This is a genomic window from Burkholderia sp. LA-2-3-30-S1-D2 (assembly GCF_001523915.2).
Classification (GTDB): domain Bacteria; phylum Pseudomonadota; class Gammaproteobacteria; order Burkholderiales; family Burkholderiaceae; genus Burkholderia; species Burkholderia diffusa.
This window is the reverse complement of the sequence record NZ_CP013383.1, coordinates 2,071,541-2,091,274: the sequence shown is the minus strand read 5'-3', so window position 1 is coordinate 2,091,274 and position 19,734 is coordinate 2,071,541. Positions and strand designations below refer to the sequence as shown.

The following is a 19,734-nucleotide window of genomic DNA, read 5'->3' as shown; positions in this document are numbered from 1 at the left end:
CGCGCGGCCGCACCAGCGGTCGGCGACAGCCTGTTGAAATCCGCCATCATACTGTCCCGGTCTGCCATTTCATGCCAAAGACACGACCCGTTCGGCTAAGATGCCGTCGCTTCATATTTCGAAATAGCCGTCGCTGTCGCACGAGTTCAAACCAAATATAAGCCTGACAGTTCGACGGTATTACAAGAAGTCGAAAAAGTCCGGGGGCTTGGCAGTGGAAGCAGCAGATCAGAGGTGGGTCGTAATCTATTTGAGTACGGGGTTTTCCTTGGCGCAGGCCGCGCGCCTTGGCGAGGCCTTCAACCTGGCGAATCGCCTGCACGCGTTCAGTGCGGATTACGAGTTGAAGTACGTATCGGAAAGCGGGGGGTTGCTGCAGTCGTCGTCGGGCGTGCAGATCGCCGCCGATCCGCTCGGCGACGAGCACGGCCCTCGTGCACTCGCGTTCATTCATCTTCATGGCGACCGCGCGTCGATCAACTGGAACGATGCATTGCGGCGTCGCCTGAGCGACATCCGCCGGCATGCGCGATGGATCGTCGATGCGATGGACCTGTCGACGCTCGCGGCGTCGCAGCGGCAGACGGATGCCGGTCGCGCGCGAACCGGTCGCGCGCGCGGCGCGGCGGCCACGATCGAACTGCAGGCAGGCGAGGCCGACGTGTTCGCGGCCGTGCTCGACATGTTCCGCGCCGATCTCGGCGACAGCGCCGCGCAGGAGATCGCCAGCAACCTGATGCGGCCGGTCGAGCAGCGCTACGCGCAGTCGATGTGGGCGTTTCGCGAGCTGAGCGCGAGCCCGTCGATCAGGATGTCGGCGCAACGGCTGCGCGCGCAGAGCGCGAACCGCATTTCGATCGCGGAAGTCGCCCAGACAGCCGCGATGAGCGAGCGCAATTTCCTGCGGCGCTTCAAGAAGGAAATCGGCGTGACGCCGACCGAGTTCGTGCAGCACGTGCGGCTCGAGCGCGCATGCCACATGCTGATCCACACGACGCTGCCGGCCGACAAGGTCGCGCGGCGCACGGGCTTCGGCAGCGGCGAGCGTCTGGCGAAGCTGTTTCGCCAGCGCCTGCAGGTGTCGCCGACCGAATTTCGCGTTGCCGAGCGCGAGCGGATCCTGACGAACGGCGCCGGCCCGGCCGATCCGCAACTCGTGCCGCGGCCCGCGAAATCCGGCGGCGAGCGGGCGAGCCGGGGCGCGCGTGTCGATGCGCGGGAGAAAACGGGGCGGATGACCGTAAAATCACCGTGTCGCGATCACGATCCCCGGTTTCCATGCCCTTGCTCCCCACTACCGCCACCGCCCCCTTCTGCCCGTCGGAAGTAAAGGGCAGCATCACGATCGACGCCGGCGCGTCGCGCTGGATGAAGCTCAAGCGCTTCTTCGGCCCGGGCCTGCTGGTCGCGATCGGCTACATGGATCCCGGCAACTGGGCCACCGACATTCAGGCCGGCTCGCAATTCGGCTATTCGCTGCTGTGGGTCGTGGCGTTCTCGAGCCTCGCCGCGATCTTTCTGCAGATGCTCGCCGCGCGGCTCGGCCTCGTCGCGGGCAAGGATCTCGCGCAGGCCAGCTACGACCGCTATGGCCGCTTCGGCCGCATCGTGCAGTGGGTGACCGCCGAGGTGTCGATCATCGCGTGCGACATCGCCGAAGTGCTCGGCTGCGCGCTCGCGTTCAAGCTGCTGCTCGGCGTACCGCTCGCGTGGGGAATCGTGCTCACCGCGCTCGACACGGTGATCGTCCTCGGGCTGCAGGGCAAGGGCGTCCGGCAGATCGAGGCGATCGTGCTCGGGCTGATCGCGACGATGGCGTTCTGCTTCGTCGCGCAGGTCGCGATCACGCCTCCCGACTGGCATGCGGTCGCGGCGGGGCTCGTGCCGGGCGATCCGGGCCATGACCGCAAGGACGCGATCGTGCTCGCGCTCGGCATCGTCGGCGCGACGATCATGCCGCACAACCTGTATCTGCATTCGTCGGTCGTGCAGACGCGTCATGTCGTCGGCGGCGCGCGCGGCCTGATCCGCGACACGCTCGCGCTGGTGCGGATCGACACCTGCGTGTCGCTGTTCGTCGCGATGCTCGTCAATGCGGCGATCCTGGTCGTCGCGGGTGCGGCGTTCCATGCGACCGGCCAGCACGACGTGACCGACATCGAACAGGCGTACCGGCTGATCACGCCGATCGCGGGCGGCGCGGCCGCGCTGCTGTTCGGCATCGCGCTGCTCGCGTCGGGGCAAAGCTCGACGCTGACCGGCACGATCGCCGGCCAGGTGATCATGGACGGCTTCCTGCACACGAAAATCCCGTGCTACCAGCGCCGGCTGATCACGCGCGGGCTCGCGCTGATGCCCGCGCTGATCGGCGTGCTGTGGCTCGGCGAGAATTCGGTCGGGCAACTGCTCGTCTGGAGCCAGGTGCTGTTGAGCCTGCAGTTGCCGTTCGCGATGTGGCCGCTGATCCGCTCGGTGAGCGATCGCGACACGATGGGCGAGCATGCGATCGGCCGCAGGATGCAGGTTGCAGCGTGGACGCTGTTCGCCGTCATCACCGGCACGAACCTGCTGTTGATTACGGGTGTCGCGGCTTGATACAGCCTGTCACAGGCTGAAACAGGCGCGTGGCGCGCGTGCGTTAAACTGCGCGTTTTGCCAGCCGTTCGACGTCCGTTATGTGGAGTGAAATCAGCAACATCGGCGACGCCGCGCTGACCCTGCCGGTCGCGCTGACCTGCGCGGTCTGGCTCGCGTTGTCCGACTGGCGGCTCGCGGTGCGCTGGATCGTGCTGCTCGCGGCCGGCATGAGCCTGGTCGGGGCGACCAAGATTCTCTATGCGGGCTGCGGTGTCGAAATTCCGCAGTTCGACTTCCGCGTGATCAGCGGCCATACGATGCTGTCGACGTCCGTGTGGACCGTCGCGCTGTCGATGCTGTGGCAGGCCTTCCGTGCCGGCAAGGTGCCGGGTGTGGCGGCGGGCCTCGCCGTCGGCGCGGTGACGGCCGTCGCGCGCGTCTTCGACCATTCGCACACGATTCCCGAAGTCGTCGTCGGCTGGCTGCTCGGCGCGCTGGTCGCGCTGGTGTTCCTGCGGATCTACGACCGGTCGCACAAGCGCTCGCTCTCGCCGCGCATCGCAGCCGTCTGCCTGCTCCTCGTGTCCGGCATCGCGTACGGGAATCGCGCGCCGTTCCAGCAGATGATCGATACGCATTCCCCGCAGTTCTGCGCATTCATGCGCACGTCCGGCAACGGGTCCTGATGGCCGTTCTTTCCGGGGCGTCAGCGCCCCCGGTGTCACGGTGTCAGGTGAGGTGGTCACCCGCGGTGGCGGCACCTCCGACTCTCATCCCGTTCTTTCCTCGTCATTGTCAAAATCCGGCGTTCTGCCTTCATTGAATCGATATTCGCGGTGATTCCGGCGCGCGGCACAGGCTCGTCCCGTCGCCCGGAGATACGAAGGTCATGAACCGTGTCTATGACCGGGCATTACGAATATTCATTTCATCGATCGCCGGCAATCGCGTACGCTGGCGTTCGTTCGATCGTGGCCGCAGCGGCGGCTTGCCCGATTTGTCCGGCGCGGTGCGGCCGGCTCGCTATACTCGCGCAAACCATGCGGCGGTCGGCCGGCGCACGGCAACCGCCGTCGCGGCACCGGTCCGCCTCGACGATTCACGATAGGAGCAGGTTCCATGACAGTCGTTTCCCCGCGCCTCGCAGGCAAGTGCGCGTACATCACTGGTGCCGCCGGTGGCCTTGGCCGCGCGATCGCGCGCCGGATGGTCGAGCAGGGCGCGCGCGTGTTCCTGACCGACATCGCCGACGCGGCGGTGCTCGACGCGTTCGTGCATGAACTCAACGCGGGGCACGCGGCGCCGGTCGCGTTCGCGGCCACCCAGGACGTGCGCGACGAGGCGCGCTGGCAGGCGCTGCTCGCGCAGGCGAACGCAGCGATGGGCGGGGTGTCGGTGCTCGTCAACAATGCCGGCGTCGGGTCGATCGGCGCGCCCGCGCAGCTCCAGCTCGACGAATGGCGGCGCGTGATGGCGATCAACGTCGAGAGCATCGTGCTCGGCTGCAAGCACGCGCTGCCGTACCTGGGCGCAAGCCGTCCTGCGTCGATCATCAACATCTCGTCGGTGGCCGCGTTCAAGGTCGAGCCGGATTTCACGGCGTACAACGCGTCGAAGGCCGCGGTCGCGTCGCTGACGAAGTCGGTCGCGATCGACTGCGCGCGCCGCGAGCTCGACGTGCGCTGCAACTCGATTCACCCGGCATTCATTCGCACGGGCATCGTCGAGCCGCTGTTCCAGTCGCTCGGCGAACGCGATGCGACGCGCAAGCTCGCACGCGGCATTCCACTGCGCCGGCTCGGCGATCCGGACGACGTCGCGCATGCGGCCGTCTATCTGGCATCCGACGAAAGCCGCTTCGTGACGGCCGCCGAACTCGTGATCGACGGCGGCATGTGCGCGGTCTGACGCGCATCGACGACAACAACCGGAGGAGAACATCATGTCGACACCCGTGAACCGCCAGCTGCTTCTGAAGACGCGCCCGGAAGGGCGGGTCGGCCGCGAACACTTTTCGCTCGTCGAAACGCCGGTGCCGGCGCTCGCCGACGGCGAAGTGCTCGTGCGTGTGCTGTATCTGTCGATGGATCCGACCAACCGCGTATGGATGAGCGACGTGCCGCAATACCTGCCGCCCGTCGCGATCGGCGAAGTGATGCGCGCGCTCGGCATCGGGCGCGTGGTCGCATCGCGCCATGCGGGTTTCGCGCCAGGCGATCTCGTACAGGGGCTGGTCGGCTGGCAGGACTATGCGGTCGTGCCGGCCGACCAGGCCGCGCAGCTCGTGAAGCTGCCCGCGCAGTCGGGCCTGCCGCTGCCGACGCTGCTCGGCGCGTGCGGGATGAGCGGCCTGACTGCGTATTACGGGCTGACCGACATTGCGCCGGTGCAGCCCGGCGAGACGCTCGTCGTGTCGGCGGCGGCCGGCTCGGTCGGTTCGATCGCCGGCCAGATCGGCAAGATCCACGGCGCGCGCGTGGTGGGGATCGCGGGCGGCGCGGACAAGTGCCGCTACCTGACCGAGACGCTCGGCTTCGACGCGGCCGTCGACTACAAGGCCGACGATTTTCGTCAGCAGCTCAAGGCAGCGACGCCGGACGGCGTGCATGTGAACTTCGAGAACGTCGGCGGCGAGGTGATGCGCGCGGTGCTGTCGCGGATGGTGATCGGCGGGCGCGTGGCGCTGTGCGGCGTGATCTCGAACTACAACAGCGGCCGCGCAGCGGACGACGTCGGCGTGCTGATCTCGAAGCGGATCACGATGCGCGGCTTCCTGATCCTCGACTACCGCAAGAGCCGCGAAGCCGTGCAGACGCTCGCCGGATGGCTGCGCGACGGCCGGCTCAAGGCCGAGGAAACCGTCGCCGACGGGCTCGAGAATGCGCCCGACGTGCTGAATCGCCTGTTCGACGGCGACCATCGCGGCAAGCTCGTGCTGCGCGTCGATCCGGACGCATGAGCTGCCGCGCTGACGCGGGTTGAGTCTGCATAGTCCGGGATCAATTTAGGACGTATCCCATATATCGTTCCGGCCGCTCTCCTTAAAGTGATTGCCAGCAAACGGCGGCGTGACATGCGCGTCACGCCGCCGTTTTTCATTTGCACGGCAAAGCGGGAGGCGAAACATGCAAACGAAGACGGGGCAGGCAGCACCGGCGGCGGTGCGCGATCGAACGAAGCGGTGCATCGACGCCAGACTGCGGAGCGTCGCAGCCGGGTTCGGCATCGCATTCGCGATGTCGGGCGCGGGTGCGGCTGAGCCGGTGCACGCGAACGGCATCGTGCGATTCAGCGGTGCGCTCGTCGATCTGTACGACGTGAGATTCGACGCGCCGTCGATCGGGGCGTCAAGCAGTGCGACCGCGGCGACACTCCGGTTCGATGCGCATGGCCGGCGCCTGCCCGGCGCGCATGTGGCGCTCGTGGAACTGGATGGCCAGCCGCTTTCGCGGCCCGCGGGAGCGGAGGTTCGCGCGACATGGCGCGATGCGCGCGACGATCGAATCGTGCCGCTGGATTCGGGGCGCGCGTATCGTGTCGGCCCGTATGGCGGCGTGCTGACGGTCGCGGGGCCGGACATGGAAACGGGCGCCGTGGCGCCCGTCGTGATCAGGATTCGACATCCGTGACGCGTTGCGTCATTCGTCCTGTTCGGCACGCGCGTAAATATCCCAGCTCGCCATGAACAGCGCAGCGACGAGAGGTCCGATCACGAAGCCGTTGATGCCGAACAGCGCCATCCCGCCGAGCGTCGAGATCAGCACGACCCAGTCGGGCATCTTCGTGTCCTTGCCGACGAGGATCGGGCGCAGCAGGTTGTCGACGAGGCCGATCACGCCGACGCAGAACGCGACGAGGATCACGCATTTCCAGATCGCGCCGATCGCGAGGAAGTAGAGCGCGGCGGGCACCCACACGAGGCTCGCGCCGATCGCCGGCAGCAGCGACAGGAACGCCATCAGCGCGCCCCACAGCACGACGCCCTCGATCCCGAGGATCCAGAAAATCAGGCCGCCGAGCGCGCCCTGCACGAGCGCGACCGCGATGTTGCCCTTCACGGTTGCGCGTACCACCGTCGTGAACTTCGCGAGCAGCAGGTTCTTGTGCTCTTCGTCGAGCGGCATCGCGCGGCGCACGCGGCGGCCGATCTCGCCGCCGTCGCGCAGCAGGAAGAACACCATGTACAGCATCACGCCGAAGCTGACGACGAACTGGAACGTGTTCTGGCCGATGCTGAGCGCCTGGGTTGCCGCGAACTGGCTGATCTGCGCGGCACCGTCGGTCAGCTTCTTCTGGATGCCGGGGATGTTGGTCAGCCCGTATTTCTGCAGCAGGTTCTGAATCGACGTCGGCAGCGCGTGAATGATGTCATGGAAGTACTGCGAATAATTCGGTTGCGCGCTCTTCAGCTCCTGGTACACGTACGCGATTTCCTGCACGAGCGTCGCCGCGACGAATACGAGCGGCAGGATCACGATCAGAATGATCAGCGACATCGTCACGAGCGCGGCGAGGTTGCGCCGCTTGCCGAAGCGCGCGGCAAGCCAGCGCTGCACCGGCTGGAACAGGATCGCGAGAATGGTGCCCCAGAAGACGGCGCCGGAGAACGGCGCGAGTATCCAGCACAGTCCGACGGTGACCGCGAACAGCAGGAAATAGAAGAATTTTTGGTGATCGTGTCCGCTTTCCATGGATGGTTCGCGCAGATTGATGCGTGGTTTGATTGAATCTCGTTGCCTCGGGCGCGATCGGCTCGCGAACGTCACGGGTTCGCGGCGAAGCGCGCGCAGGGCGGCCCGATGGGCAGTATGCCCGCAAAGGTGCCGCCATCATAGCCGCCGCGCGCGGCGCACGCGAAAACGCCGCGACCGGAGTCGCGGCGTCGCCGGGAAGCAAATCGGCCGTGGGGCCGTGTCGACGCGTCAGATGTGGAGCCGGGTGATCTTGGTGCCGTTGACCGACAGGTCGCCCATCAGGCCCGCGTTGGTCAGGATAAGCACCTCGACTGGAGCGGTGGCCGTATTGGAGTCGACCGCACCGTTCGCGCCGACCTTCACGACCGCGACGGAGGCGTCGGCGCCGGCCGACCAGCCTTCGGACTTGCGGAACGAGTCGAGCGCATCCTGCGTCATGAACAGGAACACGATGGCCTTCGATTGCGCACCGGCCTGCAGGCCCACCGACAGCGACGACGTGTTGTAGTAGCCGACGGTGCTGCCGCCGACACGCAGCGCACCGTTGCCGGACTGGCCGCCGACAATGAAGCCGGCCTGCAGCACGTTCGGGAACACGAGCACGCCGCGCGATTTCGCAACGAGCTCACGCGAGCCCGGCACCGTCGAATAGAGGCGCGACAGCGTCGCGTTCACGCTCGCATCGATCGACTCGCGTTTCGACGCGCTGGCCGATGCGTTGTCGGGTTTGTCGGGCGTGGTGGTGCAACCGGCAAGGGCGAGACTGCCGAGCATGACGGCGGCGGCGGCTTTCAGGGCGAGAGACTTCTGCATGGCGTTTCTCCTTCGTTGTCGGGTTGAGAACGGATGGGCGGCCAGCCCCGTTCAACGGCGGGCAAGCAGCAGGCCCGCGACGAACGCGAGGCCCGCGACGACGCCCGCCGTCTGCCACGGGTTGTCGTGTACGGCTTGCGACACGCGCTCGGCCGAATCGCGCAGCCGGGCGGCCGCTGAGCCCGACGCGTAGTCGAGCGTGCTGCGCGCTTCGTCGAGCCGTGACTGCACGCGCTTGCGCAGCGCGGCGATATCGCCGTCGCCGTCGTTCTTCAGCAGGTCTTCCAGTTCATCGACCAGCCCGCGCAGATCGTCCGATACGTCCGCATGCAGGTCGCGGGCGGCCGAGCGCGCCGAGCGTCCCACGCGCCGGCCGGTACGACGGATATCGGACAGGCCGCGGTCCAGCTTGTGTTCGATCGAGTCAGTGAGCGCCATGATGTTTATCCTCCTTGGATTTGATTTGCTGGCCGGATTTGCAGGCCAATTTGAAGATAAGACCAATCCCAGCAACCAATGTGATTCACATCAGCCAATTGAGTTTCGAGACAAATTTTCAATTCGTCGGCAAGTTTCCCGGGAAGCCCCGCGCGACTGGGCGGGGCGGTGGTTGAAAAAATTTCGCGCATCGGGCGAAACGGCGTAGCGAGCCGTTGCGCGACATGAAAGTCCGGTAAATATGGCGTCGCGCGATGCGTCAGGTAAATAGTGCCGTTGCATCTGCCAGACCCATGCAATTGCACTAGTCGTCCATTTCTTCGTGGAGCAGGGTTTGTGCCCGCGACGGCTCAGGCGGCACTGTCGTCGAGCGCCAGGTCGATGACGACTGGATTCGAGCGCGCGCAGCGGAGAGGACGAGCGACGCGGCAAGCATGAGCGGCGGCAGGCGTGACAAGGCGCGCTCCACGAGAAGAAAATTCGAAGGTTCGTGCAAGCATCCTGACGGCAACATCGCGTGTTGTGATCGAATTGGCCATCAGGCCAGTGCCGAACGGCCAACGATGACGGCAGGGCCGGCCAAGGCTGCTACGCTTCGCATCTGACACGTCGTTCCGGCCTGCGATCCGAACGCTTGCGCGCACGGCCCCCACAGGAGAATTCCATGTCCTACATGCTGTTGATTGTCGAACCGACCGGCCAGCGCGCCGAACGCACGCTCGAAGACGGGCAGGCGCTGTACGCGCGAATGGTCGATTTCGCGGAGACGCTGAAAGCGCGCGGCGTGCTGCGCGGCGTCGAGTCGCTGGAGCGCTCCGAACGCGCGACGCGCGTGCAGGTGCGCGAAGGCGAGACGCGCCTCGTCGACGGCCCGTTTGCCGAGGCGAAGGAAATGGTCGGCGGCTTCTTCATCGTCGACGTCGACACGCGCGACGAAGCGATCGAGATTGCGCGCCAGTGTCCGGCCGCGCAGTGGTGCACGGTCGAAGTGCGCGCGGTCGGCCCGTGCTTCCTGTGACAGCTGCGTCTCGGTATTTACCCTGATTCGTCGCGCGGCACGTCGATCCTGCGGTCTGCCGCCCGTCGTCCGGATAAGGCGCCGATGAGCGGACGCCCTTTTCACCGATGACAAGGAGTGAGCGATGCGATTCATGATCATGATCCGGGCGAACGCCGTCAGCGAATCCGATGCGTTGCCGGACAACCGGCTGGTCGAGGCGATGACGGTCTACCACGAGGAACTGGCCAGGGCCGGCGTGCTGCTCGATGCGAACGGCTTGCGGCCGAGCGCGCGCGGCTGGCGCGTGCGGTACACCGGCGGCAAGGGCACGGTAGTCGACGGCCCGTTCGCGGAGACGAAGGAATTGATTGCCGGCTACACGTTGATCCAGGTGCGCTCGCGCGACGAGGCGCTCGAATGGACGCGCCGGTTTCCCGCGCCGTTCGGTGCCGAAATGGACTGCGAGATCGAGGTGCGGCCGTTGTTCGAGCTCGACGACCTGACACCGAGCGACGCGGTCGAGCGGTTTCGTGATCTCCACGTCGGCCGCACCCACGCCTGATTCTGCGCGAATCCAATCTCACCGGAGCATCCGTCATGCACAAGATGGTTTTCATCAACTTGCCCGTGGCCGACCTGCCGCGCTCGAAGACGTTCTACCAGGCACTCGGCTTCGAGGTCGTGCCGGCCTATACCAACGAACAGGCCGCCTGCATCAAGATCAGCGACACGATTTTCGCGATGCTGCTCGTGCGGCCGTTTTTCCAGACCTTCACCGGCAAGACCATCGTCGATCCGGCGACGCAGGTGCAGGTGCTGTCGTGCCTGTCGTGCGACAGCCGCGCCGAGGTCGACGCGATCGTCGCGAAGGCGCTCGCGGCCGGCGGGTCCGCGCCGCAAGCGCCGCGCGAGTATCCGAACATGTACGGCCACGGATTCGACGATCCGGACGGTCACGCATGGGAGCTGATGGCCATGCCGCTGGATGCGTCCGCCCAGGGGCAGGCGTCGTGACGCGTGAGGCGACTCACCGTGCGATCGAAGCGGTCTGGCGGATCGAGGCGCCGAAGATCATTGCCCGCGCCGCGCGCGTGGTGCGCGACGTCGGCGTGGCCGAGGAGCTCGCGCAGGACACGCTCGTCGCGGCGCTCGAGCACTGGCCCGTCGACGGTGTACCCGACAACCCGGCCGCGTGGCTGATGACGGCCGTGAAGCGGCGCGCGCTCGACCGGGTCCGGCAGGAGTCGCTGCATGCGGCGAAGCGCGACCAGCTCGGGCATGAAATGGACGCGCTCGAAGCGCATGTCGTCCCCGACATCGCGGACGCACTCGCCGATGCGAGCGCCGACGATATCGGCGACGACCTGCTGCGGCTGATCTTCACGTCGTGCCATCCGGTGCTGTCGACCGATGCGCGCGTTGCGCTGACGTTGCGGCTGCTCGGCGGGTTGACCACGAGCGAGATCGCGCGCGCGTTCCTGTCGCCCGAGCCGACGATCGCGCAGCGCATCGTGCGCGCGAAGCGCACGCTCGCGGCGGCGCGCGTGCCGTTCGAGGTACCGGCCGCCGATGCGCGGCCCGCGCGGCTCGCGTCGGTGCTCGAAGTGATCTACCTGGTGTTCAACGAAGGCCATGCGGCGACCGCGGGCGACGACTGGACGCGCCCGGCGCTGTGCGACGAGGCGCTGCGTCTCGGCCGCGTGCTGGCGGGGCTGGTGCCGGATGAAAGCGAAGTGCTCGGGCTCGTCGCGCTGATGGAACTGCAGGCGTCGCGCATGCACGCGCGGACCGATGCGCAGGGGCGGCCCGTGCTGCTGCTCGACCAGGACCGCAGCCGCTGGGATCCGCTGCTGATCCGGCGCGGCCTCGCCGCGCTCGAGCGGGCGACGAAGCTCGGGGGCATGCGTGGCCCGTACGCGCTGCAGGCCGCGCTGGCGGCGTGCCATGCGCGCGCGCGGCACGCATCGGAAACAGACTGGGCGCAAATCGTCGCGCTCTACGACGCGCTTGCGGAAGTCGCGCCGTCGCCGGTCGTCGAGCTGAACCGCGCGGTGGCGGTGGGGATGGCGTTCGGGCCCGCCGCGGCACTGGAAATCGTCGACGTGCTGCGCGACGATCCGGCGCTCGCCCGCTATCACTGGCTGCCGAGCGTGCGTGGCGACCTGCTCGCGAAGCTCGGCCGCGCCGACGAAGCGAAGGTCGAGTTCCGTCGTGCGGCGGAGTTGACCCGGAACGAACGCGAAAGGGAATTGCTGCTGAAGCGTGCGACGGATGCGTGACGCATGACGAGCGACGCCGGTGCGAGTGCACCGGGCGTCGCGCCGGAAGCCCGGAAGCCGAATCTCGAGCGAAACGCCGACCCACCCGGCGACGCGCCCATCAACTTGTCCCTTATTCCCGCCCTCCGCTATCGCGCGGATTGAAAAAGCCTATTGGGGGATGCGAACGCCAGCGCCTAGATTAAAAGGCACGAAGCGTGCGCGTCCGGCATACGCTTCGTGCCCCACATACATCATCGGCCAGGCTTCGCACGCGGCCGCGCCGGCTCGAACGGAGGCACACATGGCTCAACTCAAGGGCAGCAAGACCGAAGAGAATCTGAAGGCCGCATTCGCGGGCGAATCGCAAGCGAACCGGCGCTATCTGTATTTCGCTTCGAAGGCCGACGTCGAAGGCCAGAACGACGTCGCCGCGCTGTTCCGCTCGACTGCCGAAGGCGAAACGGGCCACGCGCACGGCCACCTCGAATACCTGGAGGCAGTCGGCGATCCGGCGACGGGGCTGCCGTTCGGCTCGTCGCGGCTGAACCTCGAATCGGCGATCGCCGGCGAGACGCACGAATACACCGACATGTATCCGGGCATGGCGAAGACGGCGCGCGACGAAGGCTTCGACGAAATCGCGAACTGGTTCGAGACGCTCGCGAAGGCAGAACGCAGCCACGCCAACCGCTATACGAAGGCGCTCGACGCACTCGTCGACTGACGCGGGTCCGGCAGCAAGGCAGCACGGCCCGGCCGGACATCCGCGGCCGGCCGTGCGTCGATCGCTGCCCGCATCACGCGGGCGGCGAGTCCGCGCGCATGCGCGCCACGCTGGAGCGCCCCATGCCACACAAGGAAGGCAGTCTCGAAGCCCCGACGCGGCATCCGCTCGACTGGCAGTCCGAAGCGTTCTACGACCAGGCCGCGATCGATGCGGAAATGACGCGCGTGTTCGACATCTGCGCCGGGTGCCGGCGCTGCGTGTCGTTGTGCGGCGCGTTTCCCACGCTGTTCGATCTCGTCGACGAAACGCCGATGGGCGACATCGAGGAAGTGCCGAAGGACGCGTTCGGCAAGGTCGTCGACCAGTGCTACCTGTGCGACCTCTGCTACATGACGAAATGCCCGTACGTGCCGCCGCACGCATGGAACGTCGACTTCCCGCACCTGATGCTGCGCGGCAAGGCAGCGCGCTACAAGCGCGGAGAGGCGCCGCTGCGCGACAAGGTGCTGTCGAACACCGACGCGCTCGGGCATTTCGCGGGCATTCCGATCGTCACGCAGACGGTGAACGCGGTGAATCGTACGCCGCCGGCGCGTCACGCGCTCGAGGCGGCGCTCGGCGTCGATCGCAACGCATGGCTGCCGGAGTTCGCGCCGCGCAAGTTTCGGCGTGCGGCGAAGCGCTCGGACGGGCTGCCGGTACGTGACGGCGAACGCACGCCCGGCAAGGTCGCGATCTACGCGACGTGCTACGTGAACTTCAACGAGCCGGGTATCGGCCACGACCTGCTTGCGATCCTCGCGCACAACGAGATCCCGTACGAGCTCGTCACGCGCGAAGCGTGCTGCGGGATGCCGCTCCTCGAGCAGGGCAACCTTGCGGGCGTCGCCGCGAAGAAGGCTGTGAACATTCCGGTGCTGGAGCGTTATGCGCGCGAAGGCTATGCGCTGATCGGCGCCATCCCGAGCTGCGTGCTGATGTACAAGAGCGAACTGCCGCTGATGTTTCCCGGCGACGACGCCGTGCGCGCGGTGGCCGATGCATTCTGGGATCCGTTCGAATACGTGATCGCGCGGCATCGCGACGGTTTGCTGAAGACCGACTTCAAGCAGGGCCTCGGCACCGTGTCGTATCACGTGCCGTGCCACGCGCGTGTGCAGAACATCGGCCGCAAGACGGCCGACACGCTGTCGCTCGTGCCCGATACGCGCGTGAACGTCGTCGAGCGCTGCTCGGGGCACGCGGGCACGTTCGGCGTGAAAAAGGCCTTCCATGCGGACGCGATGCGGATCGGTGCGCCGGTGTTCAAGGCGATGGCCGAGCCGAAGCCGGATGTCGTGTCGTCGGACTGCGCGCTCGCCGGGCATCACATCGTGCAGGGCATCGACGAGAAAGGGTTGCCCGCCGCGCCGCTCGCGCATCCGCTGACGCTGCTGCGCCGCGCGTACGGTATCTGAAGCGGCCGCTCCACGAAGACATCGACGCTATCCAAGGACACGCCATGACGCTGACCCGCGACTCGCTGCTGACGCTCGAAGCGTACGCGAAGATCCGCAAGACCGAACACGCGCGGCTCGTCGCGTACAAGCGCCGCCGCGCGGTGGCGCTGGGCAACCATCTGCGCCTGCTGTTCGAGGACGAGACCACGATCCGCTACCAGATCCAGGAAATGCTGCACATCGAGAAGATCTTCGACGAGGCCGGCATCGAAGGTGAACTGGAAGCCTATCTGCCGCTCGTGCCCGACGGCACCAACCTGAAGGCAACGCTGCAGATCGAATACGAGCACGAGGCCGAACGGCGGGCGGCGCTCGCGCGGCTGATCGGCGTCGAGGATCGCGTGTACCTGCGGGTCGACGGGCACCCTGACGTCTATGCGATCGCCGACGAGGATCTGGACCGCGACAACGCGGAGAAGACCTCGGCCGTGCATTTCGTGCGCTTCGAACTGGGCGAGCCGATGCGCGCGGCGCTCAAGGGCGGCGCGACGCTGTCGATCGGCTGCGATCACCCGGCCTACACGATGCCGCCGCAACGGGTGGACGCGGACGTCGCCGCGTCGCTGGCCGGCGATCTGCGCTGATGCGTGCGGCCGGGTGCCGCTTTTCGTATCGCGCGATTCCCCATCGTTCCGACCCGGAACGCGGCGCCCGATCGTCGCGCCCGCCGCTGTCGGCCGTCTGCTACGCCGAGGATGTAACAGACCCGTCGACGCTTGCATGCCGGGAAACGATGTGCATCGACCCGCGATCGCTTTCACTACTCGCAGAGAAACAATAAAAAGATTGTGCACGGGGAAAATTCAGTTCAATCGAGTTTGAACGATTTACCGATCCGTGAATATCTTGTTACGAATTTTTCCCTGATTTACCGATTTTCGGCGGCAATTCCCGGAATTGTTTCAGGCAAGGGTCGGAACAAATCGGGCGGCCTGCCGGTTGGGCCGCATCCGCACCCCGCAGAGCCCCGCCAGACGGGGCTTTCCAGCACCCCGCATAACGATCGCGTAAAAAAATTCAAGCGTAAATGGATTGCGCATCCATGGCAGGTTGTTTCAGTGCGTAACATTAAGTCATTGTCATATTGAGATAAACCCTGAGGATGGTATGCTTCGTGCACAAAAATTCCCACATTGGAGTGAGACCGTAGTTTGTGCGCCATTGCCGTGAATGGCGGCACCGTGAAAGTGCGGTGTCGCACCGGCATGCACAACGACCGGATAACCATAATGTGCAACCGGGCCGCCCCGTGACGCGATGCGTGACGACGGCGCCGACAATCGCAGCCCCGGCCTGGCTGCGTGGAGAAATCGACTATGTTCTTCGATGAGCTTAACGATGAAGAGTGGTTTCGACTTTCAACGCTGATCGCCGATGAACCCATTCGGCTGAACCGTCGAGGCCGTCCGCGAGCCGAACCGCGCGTTGTCGCCAACGCGGTTCTCTGGATCCTGACGACCGGTGAAGCGTGGTCCAAACTGCCCGGGCGCTATCCGTCCGGGCCGACGTGCCGTCGCCGCTACGAGGAGTGGCTCGCGAACGGCACGCTGCTGCAGATGATCGACGTGCTGACCCAGTTCAGCGGGCGCACGTTCGCGTACGTGCCGCCGCCGCCGGTGCCGGTCGCACCGGCATGCCGCGCGGAGCCCGTGCCCGACAACGACCGTCTGCGCGGCGTGTTCTGGCAGAACCCCGAGTCGTGGCAACTGCCGGTCGCTGAGGCAAACGTTTGGGATGGCGAGGGCGCGACGCTGACCGCGATGCCGAACGCCGCCGACGACGCGTCGCGCGGTGCATCGTTCGCGGTGCCGGGCGCGCAGCCCGCGGGGCTGCGTCACGGGCGTCCGTCCGCCGCGAGCTTCGCCGCGGCCGAGCCGCAAGTCGACGAATACCGTGGCTATACGATCTGCGGCAGCGCGCAACCGGTGCAGAACCTGATGTATCGCGCGTGGGCCGAGATCACGCAGGACGACCGGCGCGTCGAGCGCTCGGGCCTGATCGGCCCGCGTTTCACCGATGCGGAGGAAGCGGAGCAGTACGCGCTCGACTGGGCGCGTCAGTGGATCGATCGCCATGGGGCGAGCGACGAACCGGTGCGTGCGCCGCAAAGCGAGGTGCTGGCCGGCCTGTCCGAGCTGGCACGTGCCGAGTCGGACATCAAGCGCTTCATCGCCGAGCGTCGTGCGGGCGCGTTGTCCGAGAGCCGCAACGACCCCGTGCAGGCGGACCGCCGCGAATACGCGTATCGCGTAGGTTGATCGTCGTCCGAACGAAAACGCGCGGGTCGTCGTCCGTCACGACGCCCGCGCGTTTTTTTGTCTTCGGCATGCCCGTGATGCCGGGTGCACCGTCGAGACGGCGCGCCCGGCAGGCGTGGCATCACTGGCGACCGTAGGTATCGTCGAAGCGGACGATGTCGTCCTCGCCGAGATACGCGCCCGACTGCACTTCGATCAGCTCGAGCGGCATCTTGCCCGGGTTCTCGAGACGGTGCGACACGCCGAGCGGGATGTACGTCGATTCGTTTTCCGACAGCAGGAAGGTTTCGTCGCCGCGCGTGATGCGCGCGGTGCCGCGCACGACGATCCAGTGTTCGGCGCGGTGATGGTGCATCTGCAGCGACAGTCGTGCGCCCGGCTTCACGACGATGCGTTTCACCTGGAAGCGCTCGCCCATGTCGACCGAGTCGTAATGACCCCACGGGCGATGGACCTTGCGATGATCGGTCGCTTCCGCGCCGCGTTCGGCCTTGATGCGCCCGACGATCTTCTTCACGTCCTGCACGCAGGATTTGTCGGCGACGAGCACGGCGTCCGGCGTTTCGACGACGACGAGATTGCGCGTGCCGACACACGCGATGAGCCGGTGTTCCGAATGCGCGAAAGTCGATTCGGCGTTTTCGAACAGCACGTGGCCGCGGCCGACGTTCTCGGCTTCGTCCTTCGGCAGGATCTGCCAGATCGCGTCCCACGAACCGACGTCCGACCAACCCGCGTCGAGCGGCACGACGACGCCTTCGCACAGCTGCGGCAGGTTCACGAGCCGCTCCATCACTGCGTAGTCGATCGAGTTCGACGGCGACGCGGCGAACGCGTCGCGGTCGACGCGGAAGAAGTCGCCGTCGTCCTTGCCGCCTGCGACGGCCTGTTCGCACGCTGCGAGGATCTCGGGTTCGAGCTGGCGGATCGCGTTCAGCCACACCGACGCGCGCACGATGAAGATCCCGCTGTTCCACCAGTATTCGCCGGACGCGACGTACTGCTGCGCGAGTTCGAGATGCGGCTTCTCGACGAAGCGGTCGAGACGGCGCACGTCGAGGTTGCCGGTAGCGGCGTCGCCGAGCGGCGCGCCGACGCGGATGTAGCCGTAGCCCGTTTCGGCACGGCCCGGCACGATGCCCATCGTCGCGATCTTGCCCTGGGCGGCGCAGTGCACGCCGGCCGCGACGGCCGCATGAAAGCGCGGCTGGTCGGCCACCGCGTGGTCGGCCGGCATCACGGTCATCACGGCATCGCCGCCGCCGGCGACGATCCGCAGCGCGGCGAGCGTCAGCGCGGGCGCGGTGTCGCGGCCGAGCGGCTCGAGCATGATCGATGCACGCTTGCCGGTCAGGCGCAGTTGCTCGGCAGTCGTGAAGCGGTGATCCTCACCGCACACGATCAGCACGTCGTCGTTCAGCGGATGACCGGTCGCGAGGCCGTCGAGCCTCAGCGCGGTGGATTGCAGCAGCGAATGATCGCCGAGCAGGCCGATCAGCTGTTTCGGATAGTGTTCGCGCGACATCGGCCACAGACGCGTGCCCGAACCGCCTGCAAGGATCACCGGCTGCACCGCGACCCGCGTCGCGGCGTCGGTTGCGGCGGAAGAAGAAGGGCGCGTATCGGCTGCCACGGCCGGAGCATTCATGATGACACTCTCCTCGATTGAAGTCAGTGCCTGTTTGTAGCATGAAGTAAATCGACAATAAAACCGGGGCGATTTGCGCGATATTCGAAGCGCACATGTCAGGAAAATTTTTCTTCGATGGCACGCGATGCAAATAAAAAAATAAAAAATAATTCGACGAATCGGGCTGGAGCCCCGTCCTGAAAAGGGCTCGTGGGAACCGTAAAGTTCTCGAAAAAATCCCGATTCACGATCGATTCGGGAAAACGTGCCGATTTAATTCGGAAATGTCGCGGCAAGAATTTCCGATTATTTTTCGAAATACTTGAGCGCTTGAGGAGCGATTTTCTTGTCGCTTCAATAGCGTCATGCAACGTTTGAATCGAAGGTGCGGCACGGGCTGCACGAGGAGCTGTTCGGCAAACGCCTGTTCAAAGAGGAAGCGGACATGTTGAGCGTGCTGGCGAGAGTCATCGATATTGCGATGGTCGTGTTGGGGGCGTTGATCGCCGCCGCGCTGCACGGCGGCAGCATCTGGCTCAACGACCTGCAGCGCACGACGGTGCTGTTCGACTGCCTGCTGGTCGTCGTGTTCTTTCCGGCCATCGGCATTTACCAGTCGTGGCGCGGCAAGCGTCTCGTCGGTCTGGTGGGGCGCGTCGCGTTCGCGTGGCTGGTGGTCGAGCTCGCTGGCATCCTGATGAGCTTCAGCTTCCACCAGTCGGGCGACCTGTCGCGACTGTGGCTCGGTTACTGGGCGCTCGTGACGATGGCGCTGCTCGCTGGCTCCAAGGCTTGCGTGCACGTCGTGCTCCGGCAACTGCGCCGCGGCGGCTACAACCTGAAGGCAGTGGCGATCGTCGGCGGCACGCCGGCGGCGCGGCGGCTGATCGCACAGATGCGGGCGCGTCCGGAAGCGGGCTTCAACCCGGTGTGCGTGTACGACGAAAGCGAAGTACCGGGCGAAGTCGCGCTCGACGACGTGCGCATCGAGCGGCAGTTCGAATCGCTGGTGTGGCTGGTGCGCAGCCGCGCGATCAGCGAGCTGTGGCTCACGCTGCCGATCACGGAGGAGCGCCGGATTCACCAGATCGTGACGGTGTTCCGCCACGACTTCGTGAACATCCGTTTCATTCCGGACGTGCGCACGCTGTCGTTCTTCAACCAGGAAGTGGTCGAGGTGCTCGGCGTGCCGGCGATCAACCTCGCGGCGTCGCCGATCACCGACGTGCGGATCCTGCCGAAGTTCGTGTTCGACCGGCTGTTCGCACTGGCGGCGCTTACCGCGCTCGCACCGGTGATGCTGCTGATCGCATGTCTGATCAAGCTCACGTCGCGCGGGCCGGTGTTCTTCCGCCAGAAGCGCAAGGGCATCGACGGCCACGAGTTCGAGATCTACAAGTTCCGCTCGATGAAGGTGCATCAGGAAGTCGCGGGGCAGGTCACGCAGGCCACCAAGAACGACACGCGTGTGACGCCGGTCGGCCGCTTCCTGCGCCGCACGAGCCTCGACGAACTGCCGCAGTTCATCAACGTGCTGAAGGGCGAGATGTCGGTCGTCGGTCCGCGTCCGCATGCGCTTGCGCACGACGACATCTACAAGGATCTGGTGAAGGGTTACATGTTCCGCTACCGGATCAAACCGGGCATCACCGGCTGGGCGCAGATCAACGGCTTTCGCGGCGAGACCGACCAGATCGAGAAGATGATGGGACGCGTGAAGCTCGATCTGTACTACATGCAGAACTGGTCGTTCTGGCTCGACATCAAGATCGTCGTGCTGACGCTCTGGAAAGGCTTCACCGGCAGCAACGCTTACTGACGCGGTTTCGTTCCGCGC

The 19,734-nt window shown here is 66.0% G+C and carries 20 protein-coding genes; 16 read left to right on the top strand and 4 right to left on the bottom strand.

Features of this window, described 5'->3' with window-relative positions:
* Positions 1 to 268: 268 nt before the first annotated feature.
* From WS66_RS09625 to WS66_RS09600, 6 genes are all read left to right on the top strand, one after another.
* Positions 269 to 1,330 carry a helix-turn-helix domain-containing protein gene (locus WS66_RS09625; RefSeq protein ID WP_059601615.1) on the top strand — a complete coding sequence of 354 codons (1,062 nt, stop codon included), beginning with the start codon at positions 269 to 271 and terminating at the stop codon, positions 1,328 to 1,330.
* A complete protein-coding gene (locus WS66_RS09620; RefSeq protein WP_059601616.1) occupies positions 1,279 to 2,595 on the top strand; it encodes an Nramp family divalent metal transporter in 1,317 nt (438 codons plus the stop codon). The genes WS66_RS09625 and WS66_RS09620 overlap by 52 nt, the downstream gene beginning before the upstream one ends.
* 80 nt (positions 2,596 to 2,675) lie before the next feature.
* Complete coding sequence (locus WS66_RS09615) at positions 2,676 to 3,263, top strand: phosphatase PAP2 family protein (protein WP_059601618.1); 588 nt, start codon at positions 2,676 to 2,678, stop codon at positions 3,261 to 3,263.
* A gap of 433 nt (positions 3,264 to 3,696) precedes the next feature.
* Positions 3,697 to 4,485 (top strand): SDR family oxidoreductase, encoded by a 789-nt coding sequence (locus tag WS66_RS09610; RefSeq protein ID WP_059601620.1) that lies wholly within the window; start codon positions 3,697 to 3,699, stop codon positions 4,483 to 4,485.
* A gap of 34 nt (positions 4,486 to 4,519) precedes the next feature.
* A complete protein-coding gene (locus WS66_RS09605; RefSeq protein WP_059601622.1) occupies positions 4,520 to 5,536 on the top strand; it encodes an NADP-dependent oxidoreductase in 1,017 nt (338 codons plus the stop codon).
* Positions 5,537 to 5,702: 166 nt separating this feature from the next.
* Entirely contained in the window at positions 5,703 to 6,206 is a 504-nt protein-coding gene (locus tag WS66_RS09600; protein ID WP_059601624.1) for a hypothetical protein, read from the top strand.
* A gap of 9 nt (positions 6,207 to 6,215) precedes the next feature.
* Here the strand turns inward: WS66_RS09600 and WS66_RS09595 are convergent, their stop codons facing one another.
* The 3 genes from WS66_RS09595 to WS66_RS09585 all read right to left on the bottom strand — a co-directional run bounded on the left by WS66_RS09595 (position 6,216) and on the right by WS66_RS09585 (position 8,522).
* The gene (locus tag WS66_RS09595) at positions 6,216 to 7,268 is read right to left on the bottom strand and encodes an AI-2E family transporter (protein ID WP_059601625.1); all 1,053 of its coding nucleotides are present in this window, start codon (positions 7,266 to 7,268) and stop codon (positions 6,216 to 6,218) included.
* Between the two features lie 231 nt (positions 7,269 to 7,499).
* Complete coding sequence (locus tag WS66_RS09590; RefSeq protein ID WP_059601628.1) at positions 7,500 to 8,084, bottom strand: BPSL1445 family SYLF domain-containing lipoprotein; 585 nt, start codon at positions 8,082 to 8,084, stop codon at positions 7,500 to 7,502.
* A gap of 51 nt (positions 8,085 to 8,135) precedes the next feature.
* Positions 8,136 to 8,522: a DUF883 family protein gene (locus WS66_RS09585; protein WP_059531622.1), complete on the bottom strand. Its 387-nt coding sequence runs from the start codon at positions 8,520 to 8,522 to the stop codon at positions 8,136 to 8,138.
* Between WS66_RS09585 and WS66_RS33605 the strand changes: the two genes are divergently transcribed.
* From WS66_RS33605 to WS66_RS09540, 9 genes are all read left to right on the top strand, one after another.
* Positions 8,521 to 8,730 carry a hypothetical protein gene (locus tag WS66_RS33605; RefSeq protein ID WP_159086535.1) on the top strand — a complete coding sequence of 70 codons (210 nt, stop codon included), beginning with the start codon at positions 8,521 to 8,523 and terminating at the stop codon, positions 8,728 to 8,730. The genes WS66_RS09585 and WS66_RS33605 overlap by 2 nt on opposite strands.
* Positions 8,731 to 9,186: 456 nt before the next feature.
* A complete protein-coding gene (locus tag WS66_RS09580) occupies positions 9,187 to 9,540 on the top strand; it encodes a YciI family protein (protein ID WP_059466554.1) in 354 nt (117 codons plus the stop codon).
* 124 nt (positions 9,541 to 9,664) lie between these two features.
* Positions 9,665 to 10,084: a YciI family protein gene (locus tag WS66_RS09575; RefSeq protein WP_059466553.1), complete on the top strand. Its 420-nt coding sequence runs from the start codon at positions 9,665 to 9,667 to the stop codon at positions 10,082 to 10,084.
* A 35-nt stretch (positions 10,085 to 10,119) separates the two neighbouring features.
* Positions 10,120 to 10,536, top strand: coding sequence for a VOC family protein (locus WS66_RS09570; RefSeq protein WP_059601629.1), 417 nt, complete (start codon positions 10,120 to 10,122; stop codon positions 10,534 to 10,536).
* Positions 10,533 to 11,801 carry an RNA polymerase sigma factor gene (locus WS66_RS09565; RefSeq protein ID WP_059601631.1) on the top strand — a complete coding sequence of 423 codons (1,269 nt, stop codon included), beginning with the start codon at positions 10,533 to 10,535 and terminating at the stop codon, positions 11,799 to 11,801. Before WS66_RS09570 ends, WS66_RS09565 begins: the two co-directional genes overlap by 4 nt.
* A gap of 283 nt (positions 11,802 to 12,084) precedes the next feature.
* Positions 12,085 to 12,507: a rubrerythrin family protein gene (locus WS66_RS09560; protein WP_059466550.1), complete on the top strand. Its 423-nt coding sequence runs from the start codon at positions 12,085 to 12,087 to the stop codon at positions 12,505 to 12,507.
* A 122-nt stretch (positions 12,508 to 12,629) separates the two neighbouring features.
* Positions 12,630 to 13,967 carry a heterodisulfide reductase-related iron-sulfur binding cluster gene (locus WS66_RS09555; RefSeq protein WP_059601848.1) on the top strand — a complete coding sequence of 446 codons (1,338 nt, stop codon included), beginning with the start codon at positions 12,630 to 12,632 and terminating at the stop codon, positions 13,965 to 13,967.
* Between the two features lie 44 nt (positions 13,968 to 14,011).
* Positions 14,012 to 14,593, top strand: a complete 582-nt coding sequence (locus WS66_RS09550) for a DUF3501 family protein (protein WP_059601633.1) — start codon at positions 14,012 to 14,014, stop codon at positions 14,591 to 14,593.
* 732 nt (positions 14,594 to 15,325) lie between these two features.
* Positions 15,326 to 16,267, top strand: a complete 942-nt coding sequence (locus WS66_RS09540) for a transposase (protein WP_059601634.1) — start codon at positions 15,326 to 15,328, stop codon at positions 16,265 to 16,267.
* Between the two features lie 121 nt (positions 16,268 to 16,388).
* Here the strand turns inward: WS66_RS09540 and WS66_RS09535 are convergent, their stop codons facing one another.
* Positions 16,389 to 17,915: a mannose-1-phosphate guanylyltransferase/mannose-6-phosphate isomerase gene (locus tag WS66_RS09535; RefSeq protein WP_059601636.1), complete on the bottom strand. Its 1,527-nt coding sequence runs from the start codon at positions 17,913 to 17,915 to the stop codon at positions 16,389 to 16,391.
* A 427-nt stretch (positions 17,916 to 18,342) separates the two neighbouring features.
* Here WS66_RS09535 and WS66_RS09530 point away from each other — a divergent pair, with 427 nt between their 5' ends.
* Positions 18,343 to 19,716 (top strand): undecaprenyl-phosphate glucose phosphotransferase, encoded by a 1,374-nt coding sequence (locus tag WS66_RS09530; protein WP_059601850.1) that lies wholly within the window; start codon positions 18,343 to 18,345, stop codon positions 19,714 to 19,716.
* The last annotated feature ends 18 nt before the right edge of the window (positions 19,717 to 19,734 follow it).